Source organism: Parabacteroides sp. Y3-G-102 (assembly GCF_023656845.1).
Lineage (GTDB): Bacteria > Bacteroidota > Bacteroidia > Bacteroidales > Tannerellaceae > Parabacteroides > Parabacteroides distasonis.
Genome location: NZ_JAMOKU010000006.1, coordinates 34,971 through 47,590, shown reverse-complemented (window position 1 = coordinate 47,590; position 12,620 = coordinate 34,971). Strand labels below are relative to the sequence as shown.

10 protein-coding genes and 1 tRNA gene are annotated in these 12,620 nt (G+C 44.2%); 5 read left to right on the top strand and 6 right to left on the bottom strand.

Features of this window, described 5'->3' with window-relative positions; genetic code table 11:
• Positions 1-7: 7 nt before the first annotated feature.
• Entirely contained in the window at positions 8-811 is an 804-nt protein-coding gene (locus tag NBH16_RS04230) for a polysaccharide biosynthesis/export family protein (RefSeq protein ID WP_250788154.1), read from the bottom strand.
• Positions 812-1,007: 196 nt separating this feature from the next.
• Between NBH16_RS04230 and NBH16_RS04225 the strand changes: the two genes are divergently transcribed.
• Entirely contained in the window at positions 1,008-1,847 is an 840-nt protein-coding gene (locus NBH16_RS04225) for a CvfB family protein (protein ID WP_005856099.1), read from the top strand.
• Positions 1,848-1,943: 96 nt separating this feature from the next.
• Here the strand turns inward: NBH16_RS04225 and lepA are convergent, their stop codons facing one another.
• Entirely contained in the window at positions 1,944-3,731 is a 1,788-nt protein-coding gene (gene lepA / locus NBH16_RS04220; RefSeq protein ID WP_005868105.1) for a translation elongation factor 4, read from the bottom strand.
• Positions 3,732-3,817: 86 nt separating this feature from the next.
• Between lepA and NBH16_RS04215 the strand changes: the two genes are divergently transcribed.
• Positions 3,818-6,016 (top strand): tetratricopeptide repeat protein, encoded by a 2,199-nt coding sequence (locus tag NBH16_RS04215; RefSeq protein ID WP_250788153.1) that lies wholly within the window; start codon positions 3,818-3,820, stop codon positions 6,014-6,016.
• A 41-nt stretch (positions 6,017-6,057) separates the two neighbouring features.
• Positions 6,058-6,579, top strand: coding sequence for a GNAT family N-acetyltransferase (locus tag NBH16_RS04210; RefSeq protein ID WP_005868101.1), 522 nt, complete (start codon positions 6,058-6,060; stop codon positions 6,577-6,579).
• Between the two features lie 8 nt (positions 6,580-6,587).
• On the opposite strand, the gene NBH16_RS04205 is transcribed toward NBH16_RS04210, so the two are convergent.
• Together NBH16_RS04205 and NBH16_RS04200 are read right to left on the bottom strand one after the other, a co-directional pair.
• Positions 6,588-6,674: transfer RNA gene (locus NBH16_RS04205), tRNA-Ser, on the bottom strand.
• A gap of 138 nt (positions 6,675-6,812) precedes the next feature.
• A complete protein-coding gene (locus tag NBH16_RS04200; protein ID WP_005856013.1) occupies positions 6,813-7,364 on the bottom strand; it encodes an NADH peroxidase in 552 nt (183 codons plus the stop codon).
• A gap of 155 nt (positions 7,365-7,519) precedes the next feature.
• Here NBH16_RS04200 and NBH16_RS04195 point away from each other — a divergent pair, with 155 nt between their 5' ends.
• Positions 7,520-8,578 carry a class I fructose-bisphosphate aldolase gene (locus NBH16_RS04195; protein WP_008771817.1) on the top strand — a complete coding sequence of 353 codons (1,059 nt, stop codon included), beginning with the start codon at positions 7,520-7,522 and terminating at the stop codon, positions 8,576-8,578.
• Between the two features lie 68 nt (positions 8,579-8,646).
• On the opposite strand, the gene dpp5 is transcribed toward NBH16_RS04195, so the two are convergent.
• Positions 8,647-10,758, bottom strand: a complete 2,112-nt coding sequence (gene dpp5, locus NBH16_RS04190; protein ID WP_196009752.1) for a dipeptidyl-peptidase Dpp5 — start codon at positions 10,756-10,758, stop codon at positions 8,647-8,649.
• Positions 10,759-10,843: 85 nt separating this feature from the next.
• Here dpp5 and NBH16_RS04185 point away from each other — a divergent pair, with 85 nt between their 5' ends.
• On the top strand, positions 10,844-11,332 hold the full coding sequence (locus NBH16_RS04185) for an SPOR domain-containing protein (protein WP_005856008.1): 489 nt from the start codon (positions 10,844-10,846) through the stop codon (positions 11,330-11,332).
• Between the two features lie 292 nt (positions 11,333-11,624).
• Here NBH16_RS04185 and NBH16_RS04180 read toward each other — a convergent pair whose 3' ends face one another.
• Positions 11,625-12,503 (bottom strand): carbohydrate kinase family protein, encoded by an 879-nt coding sequence (locus tag NBH16_RS04180; RefSeq protein ID WP_005856006.1) that lies wholly within the window; start codon positions 12,501-12,503, stop codon positions 11,625-11,627.
• Positions 12,504-12,620: the final 117 nt, after the last annotated feature.

Below are 12,620 nucleotides of genomic sequence, written 5' to 3'. Positions count from 1 at the left end.
CTAATTATTATTTAGTAATAGCCAATATAACAGTCGTTATCACAGATACTGCGCTCAAAATTGAGGAGAACACGGTTATACTATATTGTTGGGCTTGACTATAACGGGCGTTTCTCTTCTTCGCATTATTCGGTTCCACATAAACAACATCATTTTGTTGAAGATAATAATAGGGGGAAGTAAATATATCCGGCTCGGTAATATCCAAACGAGCAAATTCCTTTTCTCCATTATTATCTCGTATAACCAAAATGTTCTTACGGTTCGCGTTAATTGTCAAATCACCGACTTGGCCTATAGCATCTAAAATTGAAAGACGATCATTTTTCACGGAAATCGCACCCGGCCGAGAAACCTCACCCATCACCGTGACCTTATAATTAACAATCTGTACATTAACCAATGCATCTTTCACATAAGGGGAGATCATTTCTTGCATTTTATCACTTAACTGTTGCTTAGTCAATCCCGCCACATGGATCTTTCCCAAAACAGGGAAATTTATGTCACCTTCCTGATCAACCAAATACGTTCTTAATTGACCGGAAGAAACCGTCGTAGTCTCACCTTGAGTCGCATAAGCATATACAGGGGGATTAAAGGGAGTAACGACTGTCGGATCCCATGCCGTAACGGTTATCGTAAGTAAGTCATCAGGGCAAATCTTCGAGGTATAAGCTTGATTCATCTTACTCACCTGTTCGGGGGTCAAGGCATCCACTCCTTGGAAATAAACCACATCTTTAGGAACAGAACAAGCCCCTAACAATAAGACAAACAATGCCACTACTGATACTAATTTCACTCTCATAATCTTTGTTTTCTTCAAATAAGGTGCAAATATACGTTTTTTAGTTTGAACATGAGGTCTCAAAAGGACCACAAGTATAAAGATACTTCTATAACGATGCAATTGTCTAGATATTGCTGCATGCTAAATCAAAATTATAGTTGTTTTTACCGCTTTTTCATGATTATTGCGTAAGTTTGTGACAAAACAAAAACATATGGTTGAGATAGGAAAATACAACACGCTGAAAATAGTGAAAGACCTTGACTTCGGGGTTTATCTGGATGGAGGTAACGGGGTGGAGATCTTGTTGCCGACTCGTTACGTACCTAAAAACGTGAAACCCGGGGATGAGGTCGAGGTGTTTATTTATCATGATAATGAAGGGAGGTTGATCGCTACTACCGCACGTCCTCTGGCAACGGTCGGGGAGTTCCAGTTCATGGAGGTAAAAGACGTGAATAATGCCGGCGCATTTCTGGAATGGGGTATCATGAAAGATTTGCTCGTTCCTTTCAAGGAGCAGAAAATGCCGATGAGAGAGGGAAAATGGTACTTGGTCTATGTCCGGCTGGATCATGTGACAGGACGTATCATGGCATCCGCACGTATCGAGAAGTTCTTGAACAATACCCCTATCGATTACGAGCAGAATCAAGAGGTTCAGTTATTGGTAGCCGATGAGACGGATCTTGGCTATAAGGTGATCATCAATAACCAGCATTGGGGATTGATCTATTATAATGAGGTATTCCAGCGTCTTGAGAAAGGTGAGCATCTGAAAGGCTATATAAAAGAGGTACGTGAGGATGATAAGATAGACGTAAGCCTAACGCCGCAAGGCTACCAAAAGGTAGAGGGGATCGCCGGCGTCATTCTGGAAGCGATGAAAACACAAGGGGGATACATCCCGGTACACGACAAGAGCGATCCGGACGTGATCTATTCCTTATTCCGCTGTAGCAAGAAAGCTTTCAAACAAGCGATCGGGGCACTCTATAAGCAACATCTTATCACGCTGGAAGATGGCGGGATACGGCTCGTGAACGAGAAGTGACCCATTTATATAAAAAAAGTCAATGGAATCCGTTACAGAATCCATTGACTTTTCTTTATAAATCCATTGAGTTAGCGAACGGATTCCATTGACTTTCTAATCCAGCTTCAATACGGCCAAGAACGCTTTTTGCGGAACTTCTACCGTACCGATCTGCTTCATTCGTTTCTTTCCCTCTTTCTGTTTTTCCAGCAATTTACGCTTACGGGAGATATCGCCTCCATAACATTTCGCCGTCACGTCTTTACGGACAGCCTTAATTGTCTCACGAGCGATAATCTTAGCGCCTATCGCCGCTTGGATAGCGATATCGAATTGCTGGCGGGGGATCAACTCTTTCAGTTTCTCGCACATACGACGTCCGAAAGTAACGCTATTATCCACGTGCGTCAATGTAGACAAGGCGTCTACCGGCTCACCGTTCAACAGGATATCTAATTTAGCCAACTTACTGGGACGGAAATCATGTAAATGGTAATCGAAAGAAGCGTACCCTTTTGAAATACTCTTCAATTTATCATAAAAGTCGATTACGATCTCGCCCAACGGCAAGTCATAATGAATCTCGACACGATCACCTGAAATATATTCTTGCTTAAGCAGGATGCCACGCTTACCCAGACAGAGTGTCATGATCGGGCCGATATAGGTAGTGTTCGTGATCACGGAAGCACGGATAAACGGCTCGTCGATATGATCGATCAAGGTCGGGTCCGGCAAGCCTCCCGGATTATGTACCTCGATCTCCTCCCCTTTCTTCGTATGCACGATATAAGAAACGTTCGGTACAGTGGTTATCACATCCATATTGAACTCACGATCCAAACGCTCCTGAACAATCTCCATATGCAACAAGCCCAAGAAACCGCAACGGAACCCAAAACCCAACGCGGCGGAACTCTCCGGCTGGAAAGTCAAGGAAGCGTCGTTCAACTGCAATTTCTCCAATGACGCACGAAGGTTCTCGAAATCCTCGCTATCAATTGGATAGACACCGGCGAAGACCATCGGCTTCACCTCCTCAAAACCGGCGATCGCGTCTTTAGCCGGGCGAGACACATGAGTGATCGTATCACCGACACGCACCTCCCGGGACGTCTTGATACCGGAAATGATATATCCTACGTCTCCCGTCCGGATCTCCTCACGGGGGCACATATCTAATTTCAATATACCTACCTCGTCGGCGTCATACTCTTTTCCTGTAGCGATAAACTTCACATGGTCACCTTTACGGATCACGCCGTTTACCACCTTGAAGTAAGCGATAATACCACGGAACGGATTAAAAACGGAGTCAAAAATCAGACACTGCAACGGGGCCTCCGGATCACCTTTCGGGGCCGGGACCTTCTCCACGATCGTATTCAAGATCTCAGTCACTCCCTCACCTGTCTTTCCGCTCGCCCGTAAGATATCCTCACGAGGGCAGCCCAACAGTTCCACGATCTGGTCCTCTACCTCCTCCGGCATGGCGCTAGGCAGGTCGATCTTGTTCATCACCGGAATAATCTCTAAGTCATTCTCTATCGCCATATACAGGTTAGAGATGGTTTGCGCCTGAATACCTTGGGCCGCATCCACGATCAGCAACGCACCCTCGCAGGCGGCGATAGAACGGGAAACCTCATACGAGAAGTCCACGTGCCCCGGAGTATCGATCAGGTTCAGTATATATTCTTCACCCTTATAATTATACTTCATCTGGATCGCATGGCTCTTGATCGTAATACCACGCTCACGCTCTAAATCCATGTCGTCAAGGACTTGAGCTTGCATGTCTTTACCTTCTACTGTCTTGGTATACTCAAGCAAACGGTCTGCCAAGGTACTTTTCCCATGGTCAATATGAGCAATAATACAGAAATTGCGGATATTCTTCATCTGCTAAATTTATTTTTAGGTACGCGAAGATAGGAAATTTAGCCTAAATACTATACTTTTGGCATACCATTTGTTGTTAATAGTATATGACAATACAAGAAATAAATAAAGCATACAACCGAATTATCGGTTCATTAGACGAAAAGGAGCTAAAGAACGCGTTCGATTTTCTCCAAAGTCTAATAGCGGGAATACGTGAGTACTCATTCCAAGACAGGTTGAACGAGCTACAAGATACTTATAAATATATGTTGCGATACCGGATCGAGGGGGCTAAAGATCCGATGCAAGACCAGATATACAACAACTTGATCGCATCCAGCTATGAGTTCGCGGATATAGTGAAGCACAAGGCCTTATCGGTAGATTCGCCTCTCTCCTATTATAGCCGTAGGCGAATGATGCAAAAGGAGCTTACCAACTATGACCAGCTCCACAAGGTCTTGAGAAACGCCTCTCTGGTGAAGATAGAGACTCCGACCGGAACCATCACGGAGCAGCAGCAAATCGAATCCGCCACGATCCTATTATTCAATAAGATCTGGACCTCGAATCCTCTCAATAAGGAAGAAATAGCCTCCATCAGGAACCTATTGAATGACCAAGAGTTGCCTTTTATCATCGGTAGCCAAATCGTATCGGCATTAATGTTGGGATTGCAAGCCGCTTTCGATAAGGAGAAACTGCTATTATTATTCGATGCGGCCAATCTCAAAGAAGATGAGATTCGTTACCGCGCGTTGATCGGGATTCTCTTGACGCTCTATACCTATAGGAAACGTACGGCGTTATATCCGCAGATAGCGGATCGACTAGCGGCTTTATCCGAGGGATTTCCTAATTTCACGAAAGCGATCCGCACGATTACCCTTCGTTTTATCCTAGCCCGTGAGACAGAGAAGATCACCCGTAAGCTACAAGACGAGATCATTCCGGAGATGATCAAGCTAGGCCCTAAAATCAGTCAAAAGATAAACTTAAAGGATATCAATCCGGAACTTCTCGGAAACGAGATGAATCCGGAGTGGCAGAATATGTTATCGAACAGTTCCTTAGGGAAGAAAATGGAGGAGTTCAGCGAACTGCAACAAGAAGGCGCGGACGTAATGCACTCTACTTTCGTGCATCTAAAGCATTTCCCCTTTTTCCGGGAACTGGGTAACTGGTTCATGCCATTCACGACCGAGCATTCCGCTTTTGGCAATCAGTTGAGCAAGAATCAAACGGAAAAGGATATGCTAGATTCCATGACTCTTGCGGCATTCATGTGTAATTCCGATAAATATTCCTTATATTTCAGTATGATGCAATTGCCGGATCAAGCCCGTCAAATGATGATGGGACAGTTTGGTAGTCAAGCCTCCGAGATGATTCAGCAAACAAAGGAGGAATTAATCAGTAAACGGGGAAAACTGGAAATCATATCCGGACAGTACATACAGGACTTGTATCGTTTCTTCAAACTTTATCCGGGACATCTGGATTTTGATGACATATTTACATCTGCGCTAGACTTTCATAACCTGCCAATTTTGCAGCCTTACGTCAGTGATGAGGAAAGTTTGACAACTATAGCGGAGTATTATCTCCGGAAGAATTACTTCCTTGACGCACTCACGATCTACAATCGCTTATCCGACGCAAATCAAGAAAGTGATATCTTATTCCAGAAAATCGGTTACTGCAAACAAATGAATGGCGATATACAAGGCGCCTTGGAGGCTTATTTACATGCGGATCTTATCAATCCAGACAGTAAATGGGTTATTCGCCGGATCGCCGGTTGTTACCGTACCTTAAAGCAACCGGAAGAAGCGTTGAAATACTATCATCGTTACGAGGCTTTCAATCCGGATGATTTATCGATCCAAATATGTATCGGCCACTGCCATCTTGAACTCAAGAATTATAATGAGGCGCTGAAATATTATTTCAAGGTAGATTATCTGGACAATAAAAGTACGAAGGCTTGGCGTCCAATAGCTTGGTGTTCTTTCTTGACCGGTAAATACGATCAGGCCCGTAATTATTACAAAAAGATCATGGATAATCAACCCAACACCCAAGATTTCTTGAATGCGGGACATACGGAATGGGCATTACAGAATATCAAGGGAGCGCTTGCTTTTTATAAAAAAGCCGTGGAGAAAGAGTCCGGTGATTTCTCGAAGTTCCAAGAGCAGTTCAATCAAGATATTCCCGATCTTCTTGTAGCGGGAATCGAGGAGGCGGAAGTGCCGTTGATGATGGATCAACTCCGGTATTCCTTGAGCGATATATTCTAACTAGTCATCCAACAATTTGAGAAGACAAAAAGAAATATCGTATGAAAGAGATGATATTAGAGACAAAGCGACTCCTATTAAGGGAATTAAAACAAGATGATTTTAATAATATCTGTAAGCTTTTACAAGATCCGATTGTAATGTACGCTTACGAGGGAGCGTTCAGTAAAAAAGAGGTACAAGAATGGCTTGATAAGCAATTAAGGAGGTATCAAAACGATGGTTTTGGTTTATGGGGGATGATAGAGAAAGACAGCGGAGAGCTTATCGGTCAATGTGGTCTCACCTATCAAGAATTCAATGGTCAACAGGTTCCGGAGATCGGTTATTTGCTTAGGGCGGAATACTGGCATAAAGGTTATGCTACCGAAGCCGCCATAGCTTGTAAGGAATACGCCTTCAATATCCTTAACTTCGACAAAGTATACTCCATCATACGGGACACAAATATCCCCTCTCAAAAAGTAGCACTAAGAAACGATATGAGGGAAATCGCAAATTTCATAAAACATTATCGCAATATCGATATGCTTCATTTAGTATTCTGCGTGAATAAGTTATAGTTATCAAGCGGAAAGACTGGGATTCGAACCCAGGGAGCGGTTACCCGCTCACCGCATTTCGAGTGCGGCCCGTTCGACCACTCCGGCATCTTTCCTTGTGGTTGACGTGTACAAAAGTACATAAAATATAGTATCGTTATTCTCTTGAAAGGCTAAAATTACTTTATCAAATACAAAAAAGGGCATTCTTCACAGAACGCCCCTCTTTAAAACATATAACTAATACCTCTAAATTACTTGAAATAACGATTATATAAACCTTCAAATCCTTTGCCATGACGTGCCTCGTCTTTGCACATCTCATGTACGGTATCATGGATCGCATCCAAATTCTGTTGTTTAGCCAATGTAGCGATACGTTTCTTGTCCTCGCATGCGCCAGCCTCAGCTTCCATACGCTTTTTCAAGTTAGTCTTCGTATCCCAAACAACGTCACCAAGAAGCTCCGCAAACTTAGCAGCGTGCTCAGCCTCTTCCCAAGCGTAACGCTTGAATGCCTCAGCTACCTCAGGATAACCCTCACGGTCTGCTTGACGGCTCATGGCCAAATACATACCAACTTCGGTACATTCTCCCATAAAGTGAGCGTTCAGACCTTCCAAAATCACTGGGTCTACACCTTTAGCAACACCTAGTACATGTTCGTCAACGAACTGCAACGCACCTTCTGTCTCTACTAATTCCTTAAATTTGCTTTTCGGTTGTTTACATTGAGGGCAGAACTCAGGAGCCTCATCACCTTCGTGTACATAACCACATACTGTGCAAATCCATTTCTTTTTCATATATCGCAAAATTTTTATTGGTTGTATGGCACAAAATTAACTAAACTATCCGATACTACCATAATTCATCGATAGATTAATTCTATGTGTTAATCGATAAAAACTATGGAACTTATTTTTGACAGTGATTGTTTACTAAGTAAATATTTATTTATATGGATACATCTAAGATTATTAGTTTATTAGGAGACAAAAGTGATTATTATTTAAATCACGTATGTAAGACTATTGATAAATCGCTGCTTCATCTTCCATCACCCACTTGCGTGGACGATGTGTGGGTCAATTCAGATAGAAACATACAGACTCTCAATAGTCTGCAAACCTTGTTGGGGCACGGAAGATTAGCTAACACCGGATATGTTTCTATCCTCCCGGTAGATCAAGATATCGAGCATACCGCAGGGTCTTCCTTCGCTCCAAACCCCATTTATTTCGATCCGGAGAATATCGTAAAATTAGCGATCGAGGGTGGTTGCAACGCAGTCGCTTCTACGTTCGGCATACTAGGGTCAGTCGCACGAAAATATGCCCATAAGATTCCATTCTTGGTAAAACTAAATCATAATGAGCTTCTTACTTATCCGAATTCTTACAATCAAATCTTATTCGGCACGGTGAAGGAAGCATGGAATATGGGCGCCGTAGCTGTAGGGGCCACGATCTATTTCGGATCAGAGCAAAGCCGACGTCAGCTAGTCGAGATTGCCGACGCATTCGAGTATGCCCATGAACTAGGTATGGCGACCGTATTATGGTGCTATTTACGAAACAGCTCTTTTAAAAAGGATGGCATCGACTATTCCGCGGCAGCCGATTTGACCGGACAGGCTAATCACCTTGGCGTCACGATCAAGGCCGATATCATCAAGCAGAAGCTACCGGAGAACAACGGAGGTTTCACCGCTATCAATTTCGGGAAGATCGATCAAAAGATGTACACAGAGTTAACGACAGAACATCCGATCGACCTCTGCCGTTACCAAGTTGCTAATAATTATATGGGACGTGTCGGGCTTATCAACTCCGGTGGGGAATCTCATGGCGCCTCAGATCTTAAAGACGCTGTCGTCACCGCTGTCATAAACAAACGTGCGGGTGGCATGGGGCTGATTAGCGGAAGAAAGGCGTTCCAACGTCCGATGAAAGACGGCGTGGAGTTACTTCATTCAATTCAAGATATTTATTTGGATAAGGATATTACTATCGCTTAGTTTGTTATTGCGTTGAGAAAAGAAGGCCGTCCATCAAAGCTATATACTTTGGGGACGGCCTTCAAATTTTATTTCTTCAACCACATATCCAACCACTCAAAGAATGTGCGTTGCCATAGAACGCCATTCTGGGGCTTCAATACCCAATGGTTCTCATCCGGATAAATCAGCAACTCGGCCGGTACACCCCGAAGAACCGCGGCGTTAAACGCTGCCATTCCTTGATTAGCCAAGATCCGGTAATCCTTCTCTCCATGGATACAAAGGATAGGCGTATCCCATTTGTCCACGAACTTATGCGGGGAGTTCGCGAATGTACGCTGAGCCGTAGCGTTTTGCTTTTCCCAGTACGCTCCACCCATATCCCAATTGGCGAACCACATCTCTTCCGTTTCCAGATACTGCATTTCCATATTAAAGATACCATCGTGGGCGATAAACGCCTTGAAACGTTTATCATGATGACCTGCCAACCAATATACGGAGAATCCACCGAAGCTGGCGCCTACACAACCCAAGCGATCCTTATTTACATACGGTTCCTTGGCTACCTCGTCAATAGCGGTGAAATAGTCTTTCATGCATTGTCCGCCATAATCGCCGCTGACAGCCTCATTCCATTCCAAGCCAAATCCGGGAAGACCCCGACGGTTCGGTGCCACGATAATATAGTCATTAGCCGCCATGATCTGGAAATTCCAACGGTAAGACCAGAACTGGCTCACAGGGCTTTGCGGGCCACCCTCACAGAACAACAAGGTAGGATACTTCTTATTCGGATCGAACTGAGGCGGATAGATAACCCACGTTAGCATCTGCTTGCCATCCGTCGTCTTCATCCAACGTTCCTCTACCTTACCCATCGTAAGCTGGTCGTAAATATGTTTGTTTTCAAACGTAAGTTGAGTTACCGTATGATCCCCTGTCAAATCGATCGAATAGATCTCGTCTCCCATGCTCATGGAATGACGTTGAGCGATCAGCTTATCGCCCAGAAGAGCGACAGAGGCGTAATCGTACATACCTTCGGTCAGCAGGGTAATCTTATTGCCATTCGCCAAGTCTATCTGATAAACCTGCGACTCGCCATGCCAAACGCCCGTGAAATAGATACGCTTGCAATCAGCGCTCCAGCAATAAGAATCCACGTTGGAGTCAAAATCCTTGCTTACGAATGTTTTCTCACCCGTCTCCAGATTCATTACCATCAAGCGATTTTGATCCGCCTCGTAACCATCACGTTCCATACTTAGCCAAGCGATACTCTTTCCGTCCGGAGAATAGGTGGGATTCGTATCATATCCCTTGTTCTCTTCCGTTATATTGGTCGTTTGCTTCGTATTCAGATCATATACATAAATATCCGAATTCGTAGAGATCGCATATTCTTTACCCGTCTTTTTGCGGCTGGTATAGGCAATCTTGTCCGAGGTAGTGTTCCAAGCCAATTGCTCGATACCGCCAAACGGCTTCATCGGGCTCTCAAACAACTCGCCCTCCATTACATCCACAGGATTGCTGATCGATTTGCCATCGAAATCGGCGACAAAAGGATGCGGAGCGGTAGTCACCCACTCATCCCAATGCTTGTACATTAAATCCGTAATGATAACACCTGTCGCCTTATCCAAATCCGGATATTTATCAGCGGTACTATTCACGGTTTTCACTTGCGAGATAAACAAGACCTTTTTCTCATCGGGAGAGAAAGCGAAACCCTCGATATCCTTATCATAATCGGAAAGTCGCTTACGGTCCGTCCCATCCGGATTCATTTCCCAAAGCTGGCTGCTACCACTCTCGTTACATAAGAAAGCGATCTTGGTTCCTCCTTTGATCCATACGGCCTCGTTCTCAGCGAATCCGGTTTTCGTGATTTGCTTATTATCCGATCCGTCAGCGTTCATCACGAAGACCTCACGGTTGCTCTTGTTTTCCGGTACGCTATAATACGCCACCGTATACACCACTTTTTTCCCGTCCGGAGATACGTTCATACCGCCGATACGTCCCATGGCCCACAAAGCTTCCGGGGTCATGCGACCGTCTTTGATCCGGATGTCCGACTTCCCGATAAGGTTCTTATCACCGGTCTCCTTCACGTTCACATCCGTAGCCGGATTGCAAGCACCTAACAGTAGAGATGTTGCCATAATCATTGTTCCGATAGATTTATTCATGCCGTTATAATATATTACAATTTGAGTGCGAAAGTACTAAATATAATTTATATCTTCGCGTTACTAATTATAAGAACTGAACAGTATGAATAAGATTTGGTTATTTGGAGCCGCTGTATGTATGGTATTAGCACTCGGCTCATGTAAACCTAAACAGAGCGCGTACAAGGCTGCTTACGAACAGGCCAAAGAAAAAGAGTCGACGGCTCCTGTTGAGGTTGTAGAACAAGAGGAAGAAGTTGTTGAGGTCGCTCCTGTCTCAAAACCCAGAACCTCTACGGCTACCACTCGTACGGAAAAAATCAACGCCGCTCAAGGCGAGGACGCTAGCCGTCTGAAACGTTATAGCGTTGTTGTCGGTAGTTTCAAGAATAAGACAAACGCTTACGCATTAAAAGAACGTATGCAGAATGATGGCTATAACGCAGTGTTGGGCGAGAACGAGCAAGGTATGTTGCGTGTGATCGTCGCTAGTTTCGACAATAAAGCGGACGCCGCCGATAGCCGTGATGCCATCAAGGCGAAATACGCTCCTAACTTCCAAGACGCTTGGTTATTGGAGAGAGCTTATTAATTGTAAGCTATCAGAAAAGATAAAAGCGGAAGGTCTCGTTAGCCTGTAAGAAGAATCTTGCAGGTTATCGAGACCATTCTATTTGAAGGAAACATAAGGACATAAAAATAGCCCGACTTCAACAGCCGAGCCACTTTTCACCAATCTAATCTAACTTAACCTAAAACAAAAACCATCTTTTTCTTTTTGCCTTTCTCTTCTTATATCCTAACAACCTTTTTACCTTAAAAACGTAATACCTATTCGAAATTGTATAAACTCAAAACATCTAAACACATATGATATAAACGAATTACTCTTCATAAACAGGCCACGCACCTTCTTTCGTACAAACGAAAGCCGCTGTCTTTACAGCGAAATGATGGGCCTCGCTTAAGGACTTCCCCTTTAAGAGCGAGATGATTAGAGCCCCCGAAAAAGCATCCCCCGCCCCGACCGTATCCGCCACCGTGACCTCCGGCGTGGGCAACGTAGAGATCTCCTCTCTCGTATAAATCGTACTATGGGAGCTCCCCGCAGTCAAGACAAACATCCGAAGGCCGTATTTCTCAATAAACCATAAAGCCACTTCCCTCTCAGTTCCATTCAAGCCGAATAAGTCCCGAAGAACGTTAAACTCCTCATCATTCACCTTCAACACATTCGCTAAGTACAAAGACTCCTCGATCAACTCCTTATCATAGTATCGCTGGCGAAGATTGATATCCAGCAAACGATAAGCGTCTTTCGGCGCAAACGACGAGATCGCTTGTATCGTCTCCCGGGACTGACGGGAACGCTGGGCTAATGTACCGAAACAAATAGCGTCCGCTTTCTCCGCCAAATCAATCGCGTCGGATGTAGGCGATATATGATCCCAAGCCACTCGCTCATGAATCGTATAAGTAGGGATACCTTCTCGTAACTCTACCTGAACGGTTCCCGTCGGGTAAGGCACTTTCTCGATCAAATGCTGGATATGATTCTTATCCAACTCATCAACGATCTCTTTACCCAACTCATCATCTCCGACAGCGCTGATAGCATATCCCTCAGCACCTAGGCAAGACGCATGATAGACAAAATTAATCGGGGCACCCCCAGCCTTTTTCCCGGAAGGAAGCATATCCCATAATAATTCTCCAATCCCAACGACAATTGGTTTACGTCTTGATTCAGTCACCTGTTCCATGGTCTTTCTATTAAAAACAACTTTCGTACTTATCGACACCGCAAAAGTATATCATCGTTATAAATACAACGATAACTATAGCTACAAGATAAATCACACAAGTTACATAAAAGATTT